Source organism: Clostridium sp. DL-VIII (assembly GCF_000230835.1).
Classification (GTDB): domain Bacteria; phylum Bacillota; class Clostridia; order Clostridiales; family Clostridiaceae; genus Clostridium.
Window position 1 is genome coordinate 3,860,528 of the sequence record NZ_CM001240.1, and the last position, 23,776, is coordinate 3,884,303.

General features: G+C 29.8%; 21 protein-coding genes and 1 other annotated feature (1 of these 22 only partly in view). Of the genes, 6 read left to right on the forward strand and 15 right to left on the reverse strand.

Annotated features, from left to right (window positions below; genetic code table 11):
* Window positions 1–282: 282 nt before the first annotated feature.
* The 3 genes from hslO to CDLVIII_RS17825 all read right to left on the reverse strand — a co-directional run bounded on the left by hslO (window position 283) and on the right by CDLVIII_RS17825 (window position 2,298).
* Window positions 283–1,161 (reverse strand): Hsp33 family molecular chaperone HslO, encoded by an 879-nt coding sequence (hslO, locus tag CDLVIII_RS17815; protein ID WP_009170853.1) that lies wholly within the window; start codon window positions 1,159–1,161, stop codon window positions 283–285.
* A gap of 81 nt (window positions 1,162–1,242) precedes the next feature.
* Window positions 1,243–1,980 (reverse strand): class I SAM-dependent methyltransferase, encoded by a 738-nt coding sequence (locus CDLVIII_RS17820; RefSeq protein ID WP_009170854.1) that lies wholly within the window; start codon window positions 1,978–1,980, stop codon window positions 1,243–1,245.
* 96 nt (window positions 1,981–2,076) lie between these two features.
* On the reverse strand, window positions 2,077–2,298 hold the full coding sequence (locus tag CDLVIII_RS17825) for a small, acid-soluble spore protein, alpha/beta type (protein ID WP_009170855.1): 222 nt from the start codon (window positions 2,296–2,298) through the stop codon (window positions 2,077–2,079).
* Between the two features lie 484 nt (window positions 2,299–2,782).
* On the opposite strand from CDLVIII_RS17825, the gene CDLVIII_RS17830 reads away from it, so the two are divergent.
* From CDLVIII_RS17830 to dapB, 3 genes are read left to right on the forward strand one after another with little or no spacing between them, the layout of a single operon-like run.
* On the forward strand, window positions 2,783–3,775 hold the full coding sequence (locus CDLVIII_RS17830; protein ID WP_035301837.1) for an aspartate-semialdehyde dehydrogenase: 993 nt from the start codon (window positions 2,783–2,785) through the stop codon (window positions 3,773–3,775).
* Window positions 3,776–3,805: 30 nt separating this feature from the next.
* On the forward strand, window positions 3,806–4,684 hold the full coding sequence (gene dapA, locus CDLVIII_RS17835; RefSeq protein WP_009170857.1) for a 4-hydroxy-tetrahydrodipicolinate synthase: 879 nt from the start codon (window positions 3,806–3,808) through the stop codon (window positions 4,682–4,684).
* A gap of 10 nt (window positions 4,685–4,694) precedes the next feature.
* Window positions 4,695–5,450: a 4-hydroxy-tetrahydrodipicolinate reductase gene (dapB, locus tag CDLVIII_RS17840; protein WP_009170858.1), complete on the forward strand. Its 756-nt coding sequence runs from the start codon at window positions 4,695–4,697 to the stop codon at window positions 5,448–5,450.
* Between the two features lie 160 nt (window positions 5,451–5,610).
* Here dapB and CDLVIII_RS17845 read toward each other — a convergent pair whose 3' ends face one another.
* From CDLVIII_RS17845 to CDLVIII_RS17855, 3 genes are all read right to left on the reverse strand, one after another.
* On the reverse strand, window positions 5,611–5,928 hold the full coding sequence (locus tag CDLVIII_RS17845) for a pyrimidine/purine nucleoside phosphorylase (protein WP_009170859.1): 318 nt from the start codon (window positions 5,926–5,928) through the stop codon (window positions 5,611–5,613).
* 128 nt (window positions 5,929–6,056) lie between these two features.
* Window positions 6,057–7,331, reverse strand: a complete 1,275-nt coding sequence (locus CDLVIII_RS17850; RefSeq protein ID WP_009170860.1) for an aminotransferase class I/II-fold pyridoxal phosphate-dependent enzyme — start codon at window positions 7,329–7,331, stop codon at window positions 6,057–6,059.
* A 16-nt stretch (window positions 7,332–7,347) separates the two neighbouring features.
* A complete protein-coding gene (locus CDLVIII_RS17855; protein WP_009170861.1) occupies window positions 7,348–8,493 on the reverse strand; it encodes an aminotransferase class I/II-fold pyridoxal phosphate-dependent enzyme in 1,146 nt (381 codons plus the stop codon).
* 322 nt (window positions 8,494–8,815) lie between these two features.
* On the opposite strand from CDLVIII_RS17855, the gene dapD reads away from it, so the two are divergent.
* A complete protein-coding gene (gene dapD / locus CDLVIII_RS17860; RefSeq protein WP_009170862.1) occupies window positions 8,816–9,526 on the forward strand; it encodes a 2,3,4,5-tetrahydropyridine-2,6-dicarboxylate N-acetyltransferase in 711 nt (236 codons plus the stop codon).
* Window positions 9,527–9,686: 160 nt separating this feature from the next.
* Here dapD and CDLVIII_RS17865 read toward each other — a convergent pair whose 3' ends face one another.
* Both CDLVIII_RS17865 and CDLVIII_RS17870 read right to left on the reverse strand, forming a co-directional pair.
* Window positions 9,687–10,337: a single-stranded DNA-binding protein gene (locus CDLVIII_RS17865; protein WP_009170863.1), complete on the reverse strand. Its 651-nt coding sequence runs from the start codon at window positions 10,335–10,337 to the stop codon at window positions 9,687–9,689.
* Window positions 10,338–10,539: 202 nt separating this feature from the next.
* Entirely contained in the window at window positions 10,540–11,313 is a 774-nt protein-coding gene (locus tag CDLVIII_RS17870; protein ID WP_009170864.1) for a polysaccharide deacetylase family protein, read from the reverse strand.
* Between the two features lie 297 nt (window positions 11,314–11,610).
* On the opposite strand from CDLVIII_RS17870, the gene CDLVIII_RS17875 reads away from it, so the two are divergent.
* On the forward strand, window positions 11,611–12,135 hold the full coding sequence (locus CDLVIII_RS17875; protein WP_009170865.1) for a DUF4364 family protein: 525 nt from the start codon (window positions 11,611–11,613) through the stop codon (window positions 12,133–12,135).
* On the opposite strand, the gene CDLVIII_RS17880 is transcribed toward CDLVIII_RS17875, so the two are convergent.
* On the reverse strand, window positions 12,128–13,024 hold the full coding sequence (locus CDLVIII_RS17880) for a YncE family protein (protein ID WP_009170866.1): 897 nt from the start codon (window positions 13,022–13,024) through the stop codon (window positions 12,128–12,130). The two genes, CDLVIII_RS17875 and CDLVIII_RS17880, sit on opposite strands and share 8 nt — an antisense overlap.
* 254 nt (window positions 13,025–13,278) lie before the next feature.
* On the opposite strand from CDLVIII_RS17880, the gene CDLVIII_RS17885 reads away from it, so the two are divergent.
* The gene (locus tag CDLVIII_RS17885) at window positions 13,279–13,536 is read left to right on the forward strand and encodes a TIGR03905 family TSCPD domain-containing protein (protein ID WP_009170867.1); all 258 of its coding nucleotides are present in this window, start codon (window positions 13,279–13,281) and stop codon (window positions 13,534–13,536) included.
* A gap of 123 nt (window positions 13,537–13,659) precedes the next feature.
* Here CDLVIII_RS17885 and CDLVIII_RS17890 read toward each other — a convergent pair whose 3' ends face one another.
* From CDLVIII_RS17890 to CDLVIII_RS17915, 6 genes are all read right to left on the reverse strand, one after another.
* Window positions 13,660–15,636 (reverse strand): HIRAN domain-containing protein, encoded by a 1,977-nt coding sequence (locus CDLVIII_RS17890; RefSeq protein ID WP_009170868.1) that lies wholly within the window; start codon window positions 15,634–15,636, stop codon window positions 13,660–13,662.
* A 64-nt stretch (window positions 15,637–15,700) separates the two neighbouring features.
* Entirely contained in the window at window positions 15,701–17,002 is a 1,302-nt protein-coding gene (locus CDLVIII_RS17895) for a folylpolyglutamate synthase/dihydrofolate synthase family protein (protein WP_009170869.1), read from the reverse strand.
* A 147-nt stretch (window positions 17,003–17,149) separates the two neighbouring features.
* Window positions 17,150–18,349 carry a pyridoxal phosphate-dependent aminotransferase gene (locus CDLVIII_RS17900; RefSeq protein WP_009170870.1) on the reverse strand — a complete coding sequence of 400 codons (1,200 nt, stop codon included), beginning with the start codon at window positions 18,347–18,349 and terminating at the stop codon, window positions 17,150–17,152.
* A gap of 147 nt (window positions 18,350–18,496) precedes the next feature.
* Window positions 18,497–19,345, reverse strand: a complete 849-nt coding sequence (locus tag CDLVIII_RS17905) for a TerC/Alx family metal homeostasis membrane protein (RefSeq protein WP_009170871.1) — start codon at window positions 19,343–19,345, stop codon at window positions 18,497–18,499.
* Window positions 19,346–19,555: 210 nt separating this feature from the next.
* Window positions 19,556–20,215, reverse strand: coding sequence for an HD domain-containing protein (locus CDLVIII_RS17910; RefSeq protein WP_009170872.1), 660 nt, complete (start codon window positions 20,213–20,215; stop codon window positions 19,556–19,558).
* Between the two features lie 616 nt (window positions 20,216–20,831).
* Window positions 20,832–23,477, reverse strand: coding sequence for a valine--tRNA ligase (locus CDLVIII_RS17915; RefSeq protein ID WP_009170873.1), 2,646 nt, complete (start codon window positions 23,475–23,477; stop codon window positions 20,832–20,834).
* Between the two features lie 243 nt (window positions 23,478–23,720).
* Window positions 23,721–23,776: a binding site (T-box leader), on the reverse strand; it runs 304 nt beyond the window's last position.

The following is a 23,776-nucleotide window of genomic DNA, read 5'->3' on the forward strand; positions in this document are numbered from 1 at the left end:
AAAAACAAATAACAGGTCCAAGGTTGCCTTGAATATTATCGGGCAAAGATATAAATTAACTTCATAGCTGGTCTATTAGATCAATTTGCCAAAGTAGTATGCTGAAGATTTATACGTCAAATGGACTTGTTATTTATTGGATTGTGCCTTAATGTTATTGTACCTTAAAAATAATCAAAATAAAGGACATATATTTATTATTATAGGAATTTTAGTTTAATCTTCTAAAATTCATACATCCTTAATAAAATACATGCCCTCTTTTCATTGATTTAAATTTTATTACTTATTATTTAATAATTTACCTATTTCTTCATTTGTGAACTCATATTTTGTGTTACAGAAATTACATACAATCTCTTCTGTTTTATTGTCATCATATATTTCTTGAAGTGTCTCTCTTCCAACAGAAATTAAAGCTTTTTCAACTCTATCTCTAGAACAGTCACACTTATACTCAGGGTTTAAGGAATCTAATATTTTTAAATCCATTCCATCAAAAATGTACTCTAAAATTTCCTCTACAGTTTTTCCCTCGCTTATTATAGTAGTTATAGGTGGAATTTCTTCCAATCTATAAGTTATAACATCTGCTAAAAGCTCATCTGCACCTGGCATCATTTGAACTATAAAGCCTCCTGCAGCTTTTATAGATAAATCTCTGTCAACTAATACACCAAGTGATACTGCGGATGGTGTTTGCTCAGATACAGTGAAATAATAAGCAAAATCGTCTCCTATCTCACCAGTTTGTATCGGTACTTGTCCTACATAAGGATCTTTTAATCCTAAATCTTTTATTACATATAAAATTCCATCTGTTCCAATAGCTCCACCAACATCTAATTTTCCTTTTTCATTTAGAGGTCTATCAATATATGGATTTCCAATAAATCCTTTAACAAAACCTTTGCTATTGCCTGTTACTGTAATTCCTTTAGCTTCTCCCTTTCCGTCTATCTTTAATGTTATTGATTCCTTTTGATTTTTTAAAGTAGTTCCTATTAACACTCCGGCAGTTAACATTCTTCCAAACGCTGCTGCTGCCACTGGTGTACAATCATGTATCTTACATCCTTCATTTACCAAATTAGTGGTAATACCAGCGATTATTCGTACCATTCCACCTTTAGCCGTTGCTCTAACTATTTTATCTTGCATAATTAATTCATCTCCTAATTCATTTAAATTAAAGTTATTTTATCCATTTAAATTCTTTTACTGAATCTAATCAATTTAACATTATTTTGTTACAACATAAAGTATTCTTTCACTATTTTCCTTTACATTTTCATCTGAATATCCTTCAAATTTATTGATAATATTAAACTTACATTTTTTTAAAGCTTCTTCTATATATTCTTCAGTGTAAGCTCTTTCAAAATGTTCTTCCTCGAATTTTTCATACAAATCATTTTCTGATTTAACAAAGAAAGTTAAAAACATATTTAGCACATCATCTTCGAATGAATTTTCCCATGTATAAAAAATTTCTTCTGAACTATAAGTATATATATTATTTCCAAGAACCGTAGATAATTTATAATATGAATTTATATCAAAAATAAATAATCCATCATCTTTTAAATGTTCATATACACTAGAAAAATAATCAAATAAATCTTCATCTTCTGTTATGTAATTAGTAGAATCTAAAACAGAAGTTATAAGATTAAATTTTCTATTCAAATTTAACTCACTCATATCCTGACGTATTACTTTTGCTTTGACTTTATTTTTCTTAAATTTATCAAAAGCTATATTTAGCATATCATCTGATAAATCCACTGCATATATATTTTTAAAATATTTTGCTACCCTTACCGCTACATTACCTGTTCCGCAGGCTAAATCTAAATAATCTTCAAAGTTTATATTATTCTCATTACATAATTTTATAACTTTTTCTGCAACTTTATCATAATTAATATCCTCATATATTAATTCATCATATATATTTGCAAATTCTTTATATGCCATGTAGTTTATCACGCCCTTACTTTAACTTACTAATTCATCTAGTATATTATATCGTAATTATTTTCTTAGTCAAATTAGTAATTACTTTCCAAAGGCTTATTGTATACTTCCCTTCTTTCGTTTAGCCATTATCCCACCGATTCGCCCAGTTTCTTCAGATGATAAGCCTCCCCAGCCTTCTCTATTAACCTTATCAATTAATCCAAGTTCTTCCGCTATTTCATACTTAACTTTTTCCCTCATTTTTTCAGCCTCAGTAAGTTCTTTGTTTGCTTTTATTTTAGCCTTTATTATCTTTTTTAAAGATTTATCGCTCATTTTTTATTATCACCAACCTTAAATTTTTTTCATTAGGCACATGAAAATAAATAACAAGTCCAAAGTTGCCACGGATATTTTTCATCAGGCAAGAAGACAAATTTCCCTCATAGCGGGCTATTAGGTCAATTTGTCGCCGTAGGATGATGGAAAATAGGCTGACAAATGGACTTATTATTTATTTGATTGTGCCTTACTATTATTTCCGTCTATTTCATTACTATTCCTATAAAATATATTTCATAAAAAGCAGCTTATTTTTATTATTAGCTAGTAACTAATTTATAAAAATATACGCTTTATTTTTAATTGCGCATATGAATAAATATTCATGTTAAATTCAACGGTTTTACAATATTCAGGATATTTTTAGACAATGAATAGTTTTTTTCAACTTATTTTGCTCATTGACTTGATATTTATTCAATATTTATCTATAGTAGTTGTATATATAAAATTATTAATAAATTTAGGAGGGATTATTGTGTATAATGTTGCAATAGTTGGGGCTACTGGAAATGTAGGCAGAAAGTTTTTAGAAATCTTAGAAGAAAGAAATTTTCCAGTAAAAAATTTATATGTTTTCGCATCAAAAAGATCAGAAGGTTCTACTTTATCTTTTAAAGGAAAGGATTATGTGGTTGAAGAAACCTGCGAAAAAAATATAAAAGATAAAAAAATAGATTATGCACTATTCTCAGCTGGTGGAGATGCTAGTAAAGAATTTGCACCTGTTTTTGCAAAATATGGGGCTGTAGTTATTGATAATAGTAGCGCTTGGAGAATGGATCCCGAGGTACCACTCGTAGTACCAGAAGTTAATCCTGAAGACATAAAACTTCATAAAGGAATAATCGCAAATCCAAATTGTTCAACAATTCAAGCAATGGCAATAATGAAAGCTTTAAATGACAAATATGGAATAAAGAGAATTGTTTACTCTACATACCAAGCAGTATCAGGGGCAGGTATTCAAGGTATCAGAGATTTAGAGGATGGAATCAAAGGCGTTCCACCTAAAAAATTCCCTTATCCTATAGCTGGTAATGTATTACCTCATATAGATGTTTTCTTAGAAGACGGCTATACTAAAGAAGAGGAAAAAATGATTAAAGAGACAAGAAAAATACTTCATGAACCAGATTTAAGAATTACAGCTACTACTGCAAGAGTTCCTGTTTTAAATGCTCACAGTGAAAGTATAAATGTTGAGCTTAACTCTGAATTTGATATAAAAGATATTTTCGAATTATTAGGAAACACAAAAGGTGTAACTGTATATGATAACTTAGAAGAGTTAAAATATCCTACTGCACTTGAAGTTTCAGGAAAAGATGATGTTTATGTTGGAAGAATCAGAAGAGACTTCAGCGTAGATAATGGATTAAACTTATGGGTTGTTGGTGATAACATAAGAAAAGGAGCAGCTCTTAATGCTATTCAAATTGCTGAAATAATGATAAAGGACAACAAATAGTTTATAGTAATTTAAGTTGGAGGAATCTAAATGTCAATATTTCAAGGCTCAGCTGTAGCAATAGTAACTCCTTTTAATGAAAATGGAGTTAACTTCGAAAAACTTAAGACCCTATTAGAGTGGCACATTAAAGAAGGTACAGATGCCATTGTAATTTGCGGAACTACAGGTGAAGCTACCACTATGACTGAAAAAGAGATAAAAGATACAATTAAGTTTACAGTTGATGTAATAAGCAAAAGAATTCCTGTAATTGCTGGTACAGGCTCAAACAACACCGCTTCTGCTATTTCAATGAGTAAATATGCAGAAAGCGTTGGTGCTGATGGACTTCTTGTTATTACTCCATATTATAATAAAACTTCTCAAAATGGTTTAATAAAGCATTTTAAAGCTATAAATGATGAAGTCAAAACTCCAATTATTCTCTATAATGTTCCAAGCAGAACTGGAGTCAATATTGCTCCTAAAACTTTGCTTAAACTTTCTGAATTGAGTAATATTACTGCTATTAAAGAAGCAAGTGGTAATATCAGTCAGATTGTTCAAATGAAAGCATTATGCAGAGATTCAATTGATATTTATTCTGGTAATGATGATCAGGTTATTTCAATAATGTCTCTCGGCGGTATAGGAGTAATCTCTGTTTTAGCTAATATACTTCCTAAAGAAGTTCATGAAATGGCTCAAAAATGCTTAACCAATAATTTTAAAGAAGCTTTAGATATTCAATTAAACACTTTATCTTTAGCTAATGCTTTATTTATAGAAACAAATCCGATTCCAATTAAAACGGCCATGAATCTTATGGGACTTGAAGTTGGTCCTCTAAGGCTTCCACTTTGTGAAATGGATGAAAATAACGAAGAAATGCTAAAGGCTGCTTTAATTAATAATAAATTAATGTAAGGTGATATATATGGTAAAAATAGTATTAAACGGTTGCTCAGGAAAAATGGGTAAGATGATTACTGAATGTGCTTTAAAATTTAAAGGATTAGAAATAATTGCAGGAATTGATAAATTTCCTAGCATAGCTCCATATCCTATTTTTGAGACTGTACAGGATCTCGATATGGATTATGATGTCTTATTAGATTTTTCAAGAGCTGATGCTCTTAATAGTCTAATAGAATTAACAGAGAAAACTAACAAACCATTAGTAATATGTTCAACAGGGTTTACTCAAGAAGATTTAGCTTTAATAGACGAAAAAAGTAAAACATTAAAGCTATTTAGATCAGCTAACATGTCTCTTGGTATTAATTTAATCAATTCTCTTTTAAAAAAAGTTGCTCCTCTACTTTATGGTAACTATGATATAGAAATTATAGAAAAGCATCATAACCAAAAAGTTGATGCACCTAGTGGTACTGCAATATTACTTGCTGATACTATAAAAAATTCTTTAGAAGATACAACAAAGTATGTATATGGAAGAGAAGGAAATTCTAAAAGAGAGCAAAACGAAATCGGTATTCATGCAATTAGAGGCGGCTCTATTGTAGGTGATCATGATGTTATCTTTGCTGGAACTGGTGAAGTGATAGAATTAACTCACAAAGCTATCTCAAGAGAAGTTTTTGCAGTTGGTGCTCTAAAAGCATGTGAATATATGGCTACTGTAACTAAGTCTGGTTTATACGATATGAATGATGTTATAGGTCTTGAATAGTTAATTATGATTGCTCACATTAATTAGAACTTTACACAGGATATGAAAAATATTTATTTCTATAAATACTTTTATGAAAACTTATGAACAGAAATTAAGCTGATCAAATATAACTTGATCAGCTTAATTTTTATATGGAGTTATATATTTAACTTGTAAATTATTCTTTAATATAAGAACAGCAATAATCCGCTACTTCTTTTACAATTAAATTAAATTTAGAACTTGCAGGGACAGTAAAATTCTCCCCTTCACTATATGTAATAAACTTATCACTTCCTGGTAGTTTTACATCCATTGAACCTCCAAGAATCTCCATTACTTCTTTATCACCTGTGCCAAATTCATAATCACCTGGTAACATTATACCTAAAGTTTTTCGTTCTCCATCTTCAAATATAATAGTTCTACTTGTAACTTTTCCATCAAAATATACATTTGCTTTTTTTACTGCTGTAACATTTTTAAATTCTTTCATTATATTGCCCCCTTATTTGTAACATTATTTATATTAAAGTATCTATATTTAAGTTAGAATTTCTTTATTAGCCTTTGAACATAGATACTCTAATTTTTTGTATTATGATTATTTATTGCCTAATCACCTTACTTTTCTGACAAAAGCTTATTAATACTTACTATTTGTATGCAAGTGCAGAGTATCTCCATTGCCTTTTTAAGTTCAGTAGCAGATGGAAATGATGGTGCAATACGAATATTTCTATCTCTTGGATCGTTGCCATATGGATAGGTAGCTCCTGCAGGTGTTATTATTACTCCAGCCTCAGCTGTCATTTTAACTACTTCCTTAGCACAGCCATCAAGAGTATTTAGGCTAATAAAGTATCCTCCATTAGGCTTATTCCACCAAGCAATATCCTTTCCATCTAGCTCAGAACTAAGGGTATCTAGAACAGCTAAAAATTTAGGCTCAAGAATCTCAGCATGTTTTTTCATATGTGCTTCAATGTTGCACATATCTTTCAAGAACTTTACATGACGAAGCTGATTCATTTTATCAGGACCTATCATTTGAACAGATAATTGTTCTTTAATCTTAACTATATTTGCTTTACTTGCTGCCAAGGCCGCAACCCCTGAACCTGGTAAAGTTACCTTTGAGGTTGAAACATAAATAAATACTCTGTCTTCATTTCCTGCTTCTTTGCAAGCTGTAAGTATATTTTTAAGTTTATCGCCCTTGCCAAAAAGATTATGTATTGCATATGCATTATCCCAAATTATTCTAAAATCCTTCGCCTTAGTTTTCATTTTAGCAAGTCTATCAACAATATGATCTGAATATGTAATTCCATCTGGATTGCTATATTTTGGTACGCACATAATTCCTTTTATAGCTTCGTCACTACCTGCAAGTTTTTCAATAGTTTCTATATCTGGTCCATCAGAATTCATAGCTACAGAAATCATTTCTATGCCAAAAAATTCACATATAGCAAAATGTCTATCATATCCTGGGCTTGGGCATAAAAATTTAACTTTAGGAAGTTTTCCCCATGGAGTTTCACTACCTAATACCCCAAAAGACATTGCACGTGCAATTGTATCATATATCATATTAAGTGCTGAATTTCCGCCTACAATAACTTCATTTAAATCAACACCAATAATTTCTGCAAAAAGTTTTTTTGCATCTAAAATGCCATCAAGACCCCCATAATTTCGACAGTCTACTCCATCAGAACTCGTATATTCTTGAATATCCAACATCTTCATTGATAAATCCAATTGTTCTTTGCACGGTTTACCACGTGACATATCATATTTAAGCTTCATATTTTTAAAAGATTCATATTTTTTTAAAAGTATCTCCCTATTTTCCTCCAATTCTTTTGTCTTCATTTCAGTAACTTTTACCATTAGTTATAGCCCCCTGTTAATTGTTAAAATTATTTATTAAAAAGCTTTCAATTCTATCAAAGGCTTCCTTTAGAACTTCATCGCTATAACAATATGATATTCTCATATAGCCTTCTCCGAGAGCTCCAAATGCTGTTCCTGGAACACAAGCAACCTTTCCTTCATTTAATAATTTCTCACAAAATTCTTCTGAAGGTAGATTGAACTTTTTAATAGATGGAAATATATAAAATGCTCCCTTTGGCTCAGCAACTTCTATATTTAATTTTTTTAATCTATCCATACAATAATTTTTTCTTCTTTCAAAACTTTTTCTCATATCTTCAACATCGTTTAATGAATTTTTAAGCCCCTCAAGAGCACCATATTGAGCTATTGAAGGTGCACAGGATACTCCATACTGATGAACTTTCATTATTTCCTTCATATACTTATCTGAACATGCTACATAGCCAATTCTAAGTCCTGTCATGGAAAACATTTTTGAAAATCCGCTTACATAAATAATTTTATCTTTTATTTCATCTACTTGAGCTACTGAATAATACTCGTCAAAAATTATTGATGCATACATATCATCAGTTACGACTATTATGTCTTTTTCTTTAATTATTGCAGCAAGTTCATCTCTCTGTTTCTTAGATAAAATTGCACCTGTAGGATTTGAAGGAAACGATAATACCAATACTTTTATATCATCTTCATTATTTAATTTTTCTTTTATGGCATCTATATTTAATGTAAAATCTTCATTTAATGAATAGGTTACAACCTCTGCATCTATCATGATTGAAATATTTTCATAAGCAGGATATGCTGGACCAGGAAGTAAGATCTTTTCGCCTGAATTCATAAGCGAAAATAAAACTGAATATAACCCTTCACTTCCACCAACTGTTATACATACTTCATCTTTATTATAATTTATATTAAAATTTTTTAAATACTTACAAATTTCTTCCCTTAGTTCATCTATACCTGCATTGGATGTATAAACAGTTTTATTACTTTTTACAGCATTAACCATTGCTTCTGAAACATTTGCAGGTACTGGAAAATCTGGCTGTCCAATAGTTAAAGAAATTGCCCCCTCTACTTTCTTAACTTTTTCAGCAAATCTTCTAATTCCTGAAATTTGAATTTTTTGCACTTGTCTATTCATTCTAATGTGCCCCCTTTAATTTAGTGATAAGCTATGAGTTATAAGTGAAAAATTTAGGAGGAAAAGCCGCTGGCTTTTCATAAATAAAAGTGTTCTTGGAAACTGCTTTTCTAAAATCTTTTCTTTGATCTTAATTCATAGCTTGTCACTTTTAACTTATTATGTCGCATATAATCACTATACAGCATAACATAAACCTATTTTACAATATTACCAAGGCTTATTCAAACTATTTATACTTTTTTTGCACCTTCCTCTTTTAATTGGGTTCAATCTTTATTATAATAAATTTGATTGCAAAAATAATAGAAGAGGTGATTTAATGTCATATAATTTAACAGATCCTTATGAAATTGCAAGATTTATTAAGGAATCAAAAAAATCCACTCCAGTAAAAGTTTATATAAATGGAGATTTAAGTGAAGCTGACATGAATGATGTAGAATGGTATGGTTCTAACGGATTTTATATACTAATGGGGGAATCTGATTCTATTACTAAAATAGTTTTAGATAATAAACATCTTATTAAGCACTTTAGAATAGAAAATGATAGAAGAAATTCAGCTATTCCTATGCTTGATTTACTTGAAGTAGATGCTAGAATTGAGCCTGGTGCTGTTATAAGAGATAAGGTTACTATTGGTAAGAATGCTGTAATTATGATGGGTGCTGTAATAAACATCGGTGCTGAAATTGGTGACGGAACTATGGTTGATATGAATGCTGTAGTTGGAGCTCGTGGTCAGCTAGGTAAAAATGTTCATTTAGGGGCTGGTGCTGTTGTTGCTGGCGTTTTAGAACCACCAAGTAAAGAACCTTGTAAAATTGGTGACAATGCATTAATTGGCGCTAATTCTGTAATTCTTGAAGGTGTTCAAGTAGGCGCTGGTAGTGTTGTTGCTGCTGGATCTGTTGTAACTGAAGATGTTCCTGCAAATGTTGTTGTTGCTGGTTCACCTGCAAAAATCGTCAAAAACGTAGATGATAAAACAAAAGATAAAACTCAAATTTTAGAAGATTTAAGAAAATAACTTTTTTACTTATTCTTACATAATCTAATTGTAACAGTATACACTAATATATTAGTAATATGATTTTATTTCCAAAACAAAGGGTTTCAATAAATACAAAATTTATTGAAACCTTTTCTTTAAATGCAAAATTATGTGCTACATATCTTATAATATTAATTTATACTGCTCCTTCTTCTCCAGAAATTTCTTCTTTATGAGCTCTTTCCATCTTTGAGATAGAAACTTCATAAGCAACCTTTTTTACAACTTCACTGTCTGAGACTTTTTTTTGATATTCCCTGCTTTGAAGCCTTCCCCAAACTTTAATATTATCACCCACGCTTAATGTTTGACAAAATCTTGAATTTCTTCCCCATGCAATAGTTGGAATATAATCCGATTTATTATATGCTCTATTTACAGCAAGCAACACATCAGCAATCTCTCTTCCAAAAGGTGTTGTTCTATAAATTGGCTCCTTACAGATGTACCCATCTAAAAATATTTCATTAGGATTCTTACTTCTTTCTATACATGGTTCAATATTCCTTGCAAAAACAGTTAATATAAGCTTATTAGATCCGTCTATAAATTTGTTGTATGATCTAAGCTGACCTTCTACAATTATTTCTACTCCCATATCCAGCTTAATATCGTTTAGCAGTCTTTCTGAAACAGTAATGTTTAGTGTATCTACTGAATCACTTAATCTCATTACATCCAAATCAAAAGTATAGAACCCCTCCCCATACATTTCATGACTAAACTCTAATCCAGATGTCACTTTACCTTCAAGGTAAATCTTGTTATTTAGCATTAAATTATCCATTGTTATCCCTCTCTCCATCGGAAATTATTTTATTTTGTGAAATATATGCTCCCACTAGCATATATTACCATTATAATACAAAAGTTAGTTTCTTTTCAATAAATATTAATTAATTTTATCCACTAACCAGCTTTCACTATCAAATTGACATCTGAAGATATTAATTAATGTCACTAGGTTACCAGAAAACATCAATTAAGATTCAGCTTGCTGGATCAAGCTTTACTTTATGTTGAATGCCTTGATTGTCTACGTTATAATCATTAAAATATATCATCTCACCTACTGTTTTAAAGCTATATCCTTTATCTTTTAATTCTTTTATAATTCTTTCTAAATTAGCTGGAGTATTTTTGGCATTATGAAATAGAATAATAGATCCCGGTTTAACATTTTTCATGACCCTATTATATTCTGTTTCTGCTGATCCCTCCTTCCAATCAACAGAATCAACATTCCATTGAATGGCCATATATCCTAGATTCCTCACCTTTGAAAATGCATCTTTATTATAATCTCCACTTGGAAATCTAAATAATTTTGGTCTTTCTCCTGTATATTTTTCAATAGTATCGTTGGTCTTTTCTATCTCTTCTTTCATTCTAGCTAGTCCTATTTTCGTAAAACTAGGATGCTTGTAGCTGTGATTTCCGATTTCATGGCCTCCTTCCTTTATCGCCTTTAATTTATTCACATTATCTTCACTATAATTTACCCAGCCTCCCATAATGAAGAATGTTCCTTTTACATTATATTTATCCAATATTCTTAATATTACATCTAAATTATCTTTCTCTACCCAATTTACATCAAAAGTTAAGCTTACTACTTTATCTGTAGTATCAACACAATATATTGGTTCTTCCTCATGAATATTACCCAAAGCCTGAACGCTTTTACTAATTCCAATAGATATGAAGATTAGAAACATAATTAAAAATATATCTATTCCTATTCTCTTTTTTCTCCACGACACCTTTAAAATGCTCCTTTAAATTTCTAATTTCTTACTTTACTATATTCATTACATATTTATTTATGCACAAGAGAGATAACTTTAAATTATAGCTTTTAAAAATAACTTATATCAGATATCTGAATCAATGCCGCAATTACCAATTTATATAAGTAATTAAGATATTTATCTAAATACTGGAACAACTATTTCAATCTTTTGAAACGTAATAGTGAAAATATGATGGCAGATTAACTTGTTATTTTTTTCATTGTGACTTATAATATAATAAGATTTTCATTAATTATGGAGGTTATTATGTACGAAAACTCATCTGAATTAGCAGAAAATAAATTATTAATGTTATATGTATTAAAATCAATAAAAAAACCTATATCGAATACTCAGCTTACTGAAATAATTCTTGAAAATAACTTTATAAATTATTTTACGCTGCAGCAATATTTATCAGAACTAGAAGAATCTAAGTTTGTTGAATATCACGATATTAACGATAAGAAATTGCTCAGATTAACAGAAAAAGGAGATAATGTCCTTTCTTTGTTTAAAGAAAGAATATCCCCTTCTAAGTTATCTTCTACAAATGAATATATTAAAGAAAAGATTGAATCTATAAAAAAAGAATTGACTATTCATGCTGATTATACTCTTGGACAAACTGATAGCTTTATAGTCGACCTTAAGGCAATTGAAGATGATGCTCTGCTTATGGAGCTAAAACTATCAGTTCCATCAAAGAGCCAAGCCACTTCAATTTGCAGTAAGTGGAAAGAAAATCCTTCAGAAATATACAATAATATAATTAATTTATTAATTAAATAATTATATTATTATCAACTAAAGTCATACTATTAGGTTCCGAACCTATTGATATGGCTTTTATTTTTTTATCTCTAATATTTATAATCTTTAGCAATCCATTTAAATAATCTCCTACAAATAGATTTTCATTCGCCTTAACTATTCCTTTGGGCATGCCACCTATTTCGAATTTATCAATTTCCTTAAGTTCAGATAAACTTATAATACTTACTGTTCCGTCACATAAATTTGAAACATATAAATAATTTACTTCTTGAAACAAATCTACAGGACAATATCCAACTGTTATTTTATCAATCAGTTCCAAAGCTCCTAATTCTATAATCCCTATACTTCCTTTTTTATCTTGACCAAGATAACTCATGCAAACATATAGGTAATCATTATTTTCTGAAACTATCATTTTTATAGGCATACTTTCTACTCTAATTCTCTTTATCTCCTTGTTATTCATATAGTCAATTACCGATATACTGTCGTCCACCATATTGCTTATAAATAAAAGATTTTTTTCCTTTAGTAAGGTTATATTATGAGGAAACCTGCCTGTTGGGATTTCAAAATTAATTCTTTCATTTATTAAATCATATATTATAAGTGAATTAGATTCACCACATAAAACATATACTATATCATCATTCGCAATTATATCGTTTGGATGTGCACCAATATATACATTATCTTCTTCTCTAAAATTGTTATAATTTATAAGAGAAATACTATTATTATAATTATTAGCTACTAAAATTTTACCTTTGTACAATGATAATCCATGGGGACCAAATGGACTTTCACCAATAGATAAAGCTAAACTTTCAATCTTTAGACTTTCAGTATTTATTTTCTTCAAACTATCTGAACCGGTATTGCATAAAATAATATAACTCACCACATTTCCCCCTTTAGATAATCATTCTACTAACTATAATATATTCCGAAACTATATTATTGGCACAAATTATTAGACGTCTTATCTTTATTTCTTGACAGATTTCTTGTATAATTAAAGGAAGTCGACATGCATTAACAATTAATAAATAATAAATATTTCACATTAATTTACTAATTGAAAAACATATTTATTTCTTTAATGTATGATGAATCATATTTTTAAAGTATTTTAATTTAAGGAGAGTGTTTAGAATGTTTTCATATAAAACATCTGGAGTTTGTTCATCAACAATAAATATTGAAATCAACAATAATATTGTTGAAAATGTAGAATTTATAGGAGGATGCGCCGGTAATCTTCTAGGTATTGGCCAACTAGTAAAAGGTATGACTGTTGATGCTGTTATCGCAAAATTAGAAGGTATAGATTGTAGAAGCAAAGGAACATCATGTCCTGACCAACTTTCTAAAGCCTTACTAACTTGGAAAAAAGAAAACGCATCTGCATAATATAGATGTCCAACTTTAAAGTTGGACATCTATTTCTTTAGGCACATAAAAATAAATAGCAAGTCCAAAGCTGCCATATATTTTTTTATCAGGCAATGGACTTGTTATTTATTTGATTATGCATTACTGAAGATATAGTTCTTTTTCTCCAGATAACAGTGATAAAGTACTTGTTATCTCTTCCACTACATCTTTATAGCTTAAATATATTTTAAGTTTTATGCTATTATAATCTTCACTTATTTCTTTTATTTTTCCGTATAAATATTTTCCTTTATCTAACAAATTTTTTAATATAACATTGCTCTCTCTAGGTACATATCCAATTACATATCCATCAATAGTTATAATTTCAATTGAATTTTGATCTTCATAATCATCAGTTTTTCTTTTTAAATACAAAATATCATCTTCAAATATTCTATTGTATACTTCACTCATATCAAAATTGCTTGTTCCTGATACATTAAAAGTAATTAAATATACATCCTTCACATGTGGTTCTATATGCATCTCTTCATTAACAGTTACGTATTTCTTAATTTTATTATTCTGTTCAATTAATAGAGAATTAAGAGAGCGTCTAACATTCATCACCATTTCTGTGCTAATAGCATCATTAATACTCTCCTTATCCAGTGAATCAAATTCTTCTTTAAATATTTGAAGATTTAGAGCAGCCTGAAGCCTTGTTTCTATTAAAGGTGATTTTAATGCTTGAAGATTAATATCCTTATACTCGTTTTTAAATTCCTCATATTTAAAATATTTTATGATTATAAAGAAACAAATTTGTGCTATATCCTCATAAGTTAAATTATCTATTTTTAACTCATCCTGACCGCTTAATACCTTACTCATAGGCAATTTATCCAATCCTAAATTAACAGCACATTTTCTTATAGCTCTCCCACCTACACTAAAAGCATATTTATATAACAATGCATTTGTATAATCTCTTCTCAAGATTGTTTCAAATTCCTTTTTCTTTAGTTTATATTTAGTCTTTTCTGCACAGCCAATTAAAACACTGCTCTCAATTTTTATATTCTCTATTTCATTAGCTATAACTTCGTGCCATATATCTTTTTTGCAAATTTTTTTACAAATATCAATTATTTCTTTATATTCATTATTATATTTATATTGTGTGGAATTATTTTTACTTTTATATTCATCAATTATAACAGCCTCTATTGAATAAATTATTGAAATAACTGCATATAAAGAATAAATTCCTCCATTGATCTTATCTATTATTTCTAATAACTTATTGCAAAGTTTTACTGAATCCTTTACCTCATCTATGCCATAATCAGAAAGCAACGTGCTAAATGATTTAGAAAAAGCTTCGAGTCCTTCTTTATTAAATACAGTATTCTCCAAATATTCAATCATTTCAAGAGATAACATGCTATAAGCTGCTAATTCAGTAGTTCCAACATTATTTTCACATCCATTCTCTATCATCCATTTTCTTATTTCATAAGTAGCTGGTCTTAGATGCATTAGAATAAATACTTTCCCATAGCCTTGAGATCTTTTTGCCATTTCAAAAATAGTATTATTACAATTTCCAATGTACTCATAAGCTTCAATCACGTAGAAAAGATATTCATTATGAATAGAAAATACCTCTAATATTTCACTTATATTTTCAAAATTGCAAATAGCTGCAATAAGTATTCCTAATTTTACTTCTTCAGTGTCTGTACCTTCAAAAAGCATTCTACTTATAATGCCTCTTAATTTCATATTTAAATCCACATTACCTTCCAGAGTCGATTTAAAACTTTTAACAAAATTATCATAATAATTAATTATTGGATTTATACTAATATATTCTTTTACAGTTATTAAATTTTCCTCATTCTTCAACGCCTCTAGGTAAATTTCTACAAGCTTATTTGCCAGTCTGCTCTTTTCATAATCTTGAAGTGGACGTACTTTTTGGGTTATGATTTTAAATTCTTTTATTCCAGCCGTATCGAAGTCTTGATAGCTATACAGCACACCTTTATTTCTATCATGGAACTCTTTTAAATCATGATAGATTGAATTTTCATTATAAGCAGTATTCTCTCTGTATTTCTTCACCATATAACTTCATTACTCCTTTTAAGCTAAATTCCAAACCTATGATTTGGTTATAATTAATTTTCTGCTATCTTGAATTTATAATTTTTCTCATATCTCCTATCATATACAATGAGCCACTTACTAATATTAAATCATCTTCTTCTGCTTCCTTCAATGCTGATTCAAAGGCCTCTTCATAATTTTCCAATGCTACAGTATTTGAATTATACTCTAAAATCTCTTTCTTTAGATCTTCACAAAGCTCTGCTCTATCACTATGAGGAGTTAATGCATATACCTTTTCGGCTATTGGCGTAATTTCTTTCACCATTTCTTTAACCTGCTTATCTGCCAAAATGCCAAGTAATAAATATAATTTTTTATATTTAAAATATTTTTCAACATTCTTTCTAAGTGCTCTGATTCCATCTATATTATGAGCTCCATCAATTACCACAGTAGGCTTTTTTCTTAATACTTCAAGTCTTCCTATCCATTTAACATCTTCTAATGATTTTTCTATCAGTTCCCTATTAATTATAATATTTTCTTTTTCAAATAATGTCTCAATAGTATTTAGTGCTACAGATAAATTTAATATTTGATGCTCGCCAAGTAACGGCAATTTTATATTATAAGTATTTTTAATGCTTTTAACTTCTACATTTTGATATAACTTATCATTATTAATATCAATCAATCTACAATCTTCTTTTTTTAACAAATAAACCTTTGAATTTTTCTCTTTTGCTGCTTTTAACACAACTTCTTCCGCATCTTTTTCCTGAGGGTATAATACAACTGGTACCTTTTCCTTAATTATTCCAGCTTTTTCGCCTGCTATATCTTTTAAACTATCACCTAAGATATTTATATGATCTAAACTTATAGAAGCTATTACTGAGACTTTTGGTGTTATTACGTTAGTTGAATCTAATCTTCCACCTAAACCAACTTCAATTACAGCATAATCTACCTTTTCATTATAAAAATGTAGAAACATAAGTGCAGTTATGATTTCAAATTCAGTTGGATGTTCAAAACCCTCTTCAATTACTTTTTTAATAACAATTTTTACTTGCTCCAGTAAGCTTACTAATTTATCTTTTTCAATATTTTCACCATTTATTTGAATTCTCTCTTCAAACTCTTCTAGGTAAGGAGATGTATACATCCCAACTTTATAACCATATCCTCTCAAAATCTTAGTAATCATAGCAGTAGTTGATCCTTTACCATTAGTTCCTGCTATATGTATCATTTTAAGTTTCTCATGTGGATTTCCAAGTAGTTCTAAAATCCTAAAAGTCCTTTCAAGTCCATAATTAGAACCAAACTTTCCAACACTTGATATATAATTCATTGCTTCATCATAGGTCATGCTCATTTATATTTACCTCTTTATTAATATGTTTTTCTTATATCTCATTAAGCTTATTCACATTCCATTATACTTCAATTTTAAATAAATTCCTAATATAAAAATGTGTAATCTCATATACACAAAAAGCTGCCAAAAAGCAGCTCCTTAAGTCTAAAGTTTTTTATCTATATTATAATCTTCTGCCAATTTTTTAAATATAGGCAATGCATTTTCTATCTGTTCAGTTTGGACACAATATGAAATTCTAACGTGCCCTGGACATCCAAAGTCATCTCCTGGTACTAATAGTAGATCATATTCTTTAGCCTTCTCACAAAAAGCCTTAGCATCAGGTTCTAGTGATTGAGGAAACAAATAGAATGCTCCACCTGGTTCTACACACTTGTATCCCATTTCTATTAATCCATTATATAATATTTCTTTATTCTTCTCATATACTGATATATCTGAAGTTATGCCTGCACATCTGCCTACTACCTTTTGAAATAAACTTGGTGCATTTACATATCCTAAAACTCTTCCTGCACCACATACAGCTGCATAAGTATCATTAAAATTCTCAATTTCATTAGGCACTAATACATATCCTATTCTTTCACCAGGTAATGATAAAGATTTACTATATGAATAACATACAAACGTATTTTCATAGTATTTTGTTAAGTATGGTACCTCAACGCCTTTATACGCAATTTCTCTATATGGTTCATCTGATATTAAGTAAATAGTATGCCCATATTCTGATGATTTTTCTTTTAATATTTTAGTTAACTTTAAAATTGTTTCCTCTGAATAAACTACCCCTGATGGATTATTAGGAGAGTTTACAATAACTGCCTTAGTATTTTTATTGATTTTCTTTTCAAATTCCTCAAAATTAATTTGAAAGTTTTCAATATTAGCACTTATTACTACAAGCTTAGCACCTGTTGCTTCTACAAAACATCTATATTCTGGAAAAAAAGGTGCAAAGGTAATAAATTCATCATCCTTGCAAGATAAAGCTTTAAAACAGATACTGATTGATGCTGCCGCCCCAACTGTCATGTATAAATTATTCTTTGTAAAATTAGTACCAAATCTTTTATTTATTGAATCTGCAATACTTTCCCTTACCTTATCATCACCCTGTGCACTGGTATATCCATGTACCAATGTTGAGTCTTCATTTTCTAAAATATCAAGAATCGCTTCCTTAACTGCTGCCGGAGCTGGAACGTTAGGATTCCCAATACTAAAATCATAAATTTTATCACGTCCAACAATTTCAGCTCTTCTTTTACCAAACTCAAAGATCTCGCGAATAGTTGATCTTTTACTTCCTATTGCAATCATTTCTTTAGATAACATTTATAGTCCCCCTTTATTTCAGTTAGCAAGTAACTGTTTACGTCAAAAACTTCTTTATTATTACTTATCTTGAAAGTTTTAATATTATTTTATGCTTTTTTGCAAAAAAAATCAATTTTACAATCTTGTAAAACTGATTTAAAAATACTATGGATACATTCTTTTTCTTTTATTTGTACTTCTACCACTGAATATCAATGACAACAAAATGCTGCTTAAGAGTATGCTTAATATAACCAATATAGAATTTGTGACTGAAATTTCTATTTCAAAAATCAATATAAGAAGCTTCACACCTGTAAATATTAATATTGCTCCTACTCCATACTTCATAAACCTAAACATATTATTCATTTTAGCTAAAACATAATACATACTTCTAAGTCCAAGTATTGCAAAAATATTAGACGTATAGACTATAAAGGTATCTGTAGTTATTGAAAAAATAGCTGGTATTGAATCAATAGCAAAAATAACATCAGAACCTTCTATTATCAAAAGTGCCGCAAGCAGTGGTGTTGCATAATATGATTTATTGATCTTTGTAAAAAATGAATGCCCATATGTCACATCTGTTACTGGCATTATTTTCTTTAATAATTTAACTAAAAAATTATCTTTAAATTTTATTTCAGTTTCTTTATTACTAAATACCGTGAACCCGCTATATAATAATATTATTCCGAAAATAGGAAGTATAAAATGAAATCTGCTTACCATAGCTACTCCAAGTAAAATAAATATGAGTCTGAGTATCATTGCACCCATTACGCCATATAATAGGACTCTTTCCTGGTATTCTTCTCTTATGCCAAGCTTAGAAAAAACTATTATAAATAGAAATAAATTATCTAAGCTTAGAGACATTTCTACTATATATCCACCAAAAAATTCTGTAGCACTTCTTTCACCTTTTAAATAGTATATAAATATATTAAATACTATAGCCAGGCTTATCCAAAATATTAAATTAATTAGATTCTTCTTTGCTTTCATTTATTCTCTCATCTCCACAGCATTTATAAACTTATAATTATTTCTATAGAAAGACTACTAATTCAACAAAACAAAATTTACATATTGTAGTTTTCCCTTTTATAATTATGTTTCATGTTTTAATATATTAGATATGCCGCTGCCATATTACAATAATATTGAAACTATTATTCACAGTTAATAAATTGAAACAAGGAAATAATTTCCTAACTAAAGTTTTCCTTCCCATTCTGCATAGAATTCTTTTAAATATTCTTCCATAAATTTATGTCTTTTTTCTGCATATCTTTTTCCTGGCTTTGTATTCATTCTATCCTTTAGCAGCAGTAATTTCTCATAAAAGTGGTTAACTGATGTTCCAGTACTATTTTTATATTGTTCAAAGGTCTTATGCTCTTCGTATTTAATATTAGGATTATAAATTTCTCTTCCTGCGTGTCCACCATATGCGAAGGTTCTTGCAATTCCTATTGCCCCAAGTGCATCTAACCTGTCAGCATCTTGAACGATTTTTCCCTCTAAGGTATTCATCTTCGAAGTATCTCCAGAACCTTTAAAGGATATATTTTCAACTATATAAGCTACCTGCTCTATAGTTTTATCATCAACTCCAAGTGAACTTAGAAAATTCCTAGATATATCAGCTCCAATAGTAGTATCTCCGTCATTAAATTTCCAGTCTGCTATATCATGAAGCAAGGCTCCTAATTTTACTATAAATAAATCAACTTCTTCTTTTTCTTCCATACTTAAACTTACTGATATCTTATAAACTCTATAAACATGCCAAAAATCGTGTCCAGATCCCTCTCCTTCTAACTTATTTCTCACAAACTCTATAGTTTTTTCTATTATTTTCTCTTTATCCATTTAAAATATCTCCTCATTTAAAATTACTGTATTATTTTGTATACCCTATATTTTTACTTATAGATACCCAAATCAAAAAGTAAATTTATACATTTGTGCAAGTCTTTTAATTTATAGTTCTTACGTCAATCTATATGTTAAAGTCTTAAATTGTTTATCTATATAGATAAACAAATTATAAACTTGACTTATATATAGGATAATTATCCACTTAAATTAAACTTTTGTGTGTATCTATACTAGAAATCATATACATTTTTGTGAAGCAGGCATTTGAAATTGAGCTGCTGAAAATTCTTAAGTAGTGAACCAAAATCTATGATTTTGTGTGAATCACTTACTCAGCGAACGAAAGTGAGTCGAGTTTCCTCTAGAGCTTGTTCCATTTACTGCTTGTAACGAACTTGTTTCGGGAGCATGCAGAAATGGGTGCATGGCTCACATTTATAACTTTCCAGCGAAAATTTCACAAGTCCTGTGGAATAAAAATGTATGTGATTTCGGCAAGCTACCACATAAGTCTAAGTTCAAAGTTGTATATCTATAAATATAGGATGAGCTTTATTCCTAAAACTCATCCTAATATTTTGCTATTTAATTTATAAGGTAAAAAATATTAATTTAAAGCTTCAATTCTAACTTTAACAGCTTCAAGCATTTCAACGTATTTTACTCTCTTCTCTTTTTCAGCATCTATAACTGCTGCTGGTGCTTTAGCTACAAAACCTTGATTTCCTAATTTCTTATCTATTCTTTCAATTTCGCCTTCTAGCTTTTTAACTTCCTTATTTAATCTTTCTAGTTCTTTATCTTTATCAACTAAGTCAAGTAAAGGCATAAATAATTCTCCACCTTTAACAACTAAAGACACAGCATTAGCTGGAACATTAGCTTTATCATCAATAAATTCTACTTCTGAAGCTGAAGCTAACTTCTCAATATAAGCTACACCTGCATTAAATGCTTTTTTAGCATCTTCTGCAATATAACATATTACTTTAGCTTTTCTTGATGGGGGTACATTCATTTCAGCTCTTACATTTCTTAAGCCTTTTATAGCTTCAATTACAAATGCCATATCAGCCTCAGCTTCTTTATTTACTAAAGCTTCATCAAATACAGGCCAAGCTGAAGTTGTTATAGTTTCTTCATCACTTAAATGAGTGAAGATTTCTTCTGTAATAAATGGCATAGCTGGATGTAATAATTTTAAGCCTGTAATTAATACAGTGTTTAATACATTGTAAGCTATTCCCTTAGCTTTTTCATCATCACCATAGAACACTGGTTTAACAAGTTCTATATACCAGTCACAGAATTCAGTCCACATAAAATCATAAACTTTTTGCATTGCAATTCCAAGCTCGAATTTCTCCATGTTTTCTGTAGCTTCTTTAACTAAAGTGTTCATCTCAGATAATATCCACTTGTCTGCTAAAGAATATTCTTTGCAGTCTTTATATTTGTTCATTATATCTTTATCAAGGTTCATCATTACAAATCTTGATGCATTCCAAATCTTATTAGCAAAGTTTCTTGAAGATTCAACTCTTTCTGGGTAATATCTCATATCATTTCCTGGAGCATTACCTGTAGCTATCATAAATCTTAAAGCATCTGCACCATAAGTTTCAATAACTTCTAATGGATCAACACCATTTCCTAAAGATTTACTCATCTTTCTTCCTTCTGAATCTCTTATTAAACCATGAATAAGCACTGTATTAAATGGAGTTTCACCCATGCAGTGAAGTCCTGAGAATATCATTCTTGCAACCCAGAAGAATATGATATCATGCCCAGTAACCAATGTGCTTGTTGGATAGAAGTAATCTAAATCTTCTGTTTTGTTTGGCCAGCCAAGAGTTGAGAATGGCCAAAGTGCTGAAGAAAACCAAGTATCAAGTACATCATTATCCTGCTCAATGTTAGTACTTCCACATTTAGTACATTTATGTGGCGCTTCCTCAAGTACCATCATTTCACCGCAGTCTTGACAGTAGTAAACTGGTATTCTATGTCCCCACCATAACTGTCTTGAAATACACCAGTCTTGAATGTTTTCCATCCAGTTAAAATATATCTTATCAAATCTTTCAGGAACAAACTTTGTTTTTCCACTCTTTACTACTTCTATAGCTGGCTTTGCAAGATCTTCCATCTTAACATACCATTGTTTAGATATTATAGGCTCTACAGTAGTTCCACATCTATCATGAGTACCAACATTATGAGTATGATCTTTAATTTTAACTAAAAGTCCAGCCTCTTCTAAATCTTTAACTATGGCTTTTCTAGCTTCATATCTATCTAAGCCCTTATATTTTCCACCCTTTTCATTGATAATTCCCTTATCATCCATAACTCTTATGATCTCTAAGTTGTGTCTCTTTCCTACTTCAAAATCATTAGGGTCATGAGCTGGAGTCATCTTAACTGCACCAGTTCCAAATTCTAAATCTACATAATCATCAGAAACTATAGGAATTTCTCTGTTAACAAGTGGAAGTATTACAGTTTTTCCAATAAGGTGTTTATATCTTTCATCATTTGGATTTACAGCTACACCACTGTCTCCAAGCAAGGTTTCAGGTCTTGTTGTTGCAATTTCAAGGAAACCTGATCCATCAGCTAACGGATAATTTATATGCCAGAAATGGCCTGCCTGCTCTTCATATTCAATTTCAGCATCAGATAATGCTGTTTGACAATGTGTACACCAGTTAGTTATTCTATTTCCTTGATAAATTAAACCTTCATTATAAAGCTTAACAAATACATGTTTTACAGCAGCACTAAGATTTTCATCCATAGTAAAAGCTTCTCTTGTAAAATCAGCTGATACTCCAAGTTTTTTAACTTGGTTTCTTATTGTAGCTCTGTATTTGTCACTCCATTCCCATACTTTTTCTAGAAACGCTTCTCTTCCCATTTCCTTCTTATCAAAACCTTCCTCAGCTAGCTTGTTTGCAACTTTAACTTCTGTTGCAATAGAAGCATGATCTTCACCAGGAAGCCATAAAGCAGCGTAACCTTGCATTCTTTTAAATCTAATAAGCATATCTTGAAGAGTATCATCAAAAGCATGCCCTAAGTGAAGCTGACCTGTTATATTTGGGGGCGGCATTATTATAGTATATGGCTTTTTATTTTTATCAATACTTGGCGTAAAATAACCTTTCTCCTCCCAATTCTTATAAATCCTATCTTCAAATTCTTTTGGATCATACGTAGTTGATATATTTTTTATTTCTTCTGACATTTCTATTCCTCCAGACTGTTAATTTACTAAAATATATAATTCACAATGAATAACTATCTTTTGAGCTAAGGTATATAAATAAAGGAAACCCGACTCACATACGTTCGCTGGGGGCTTTCGAATAACCAAATCAAAGATTTGGATTTTCAATGCCAGGAAACCCGACTCACATATGTTCGCTTCGGACTTTCGAATAACCAAATCAAAGATTCAGAGTCTCAATGCCAAAAAGAGCCCTCGTCACAAAAGGACGAAGACTCGCGGTACCACCTTTATTTCCACGCAAGCAAGTATATGCT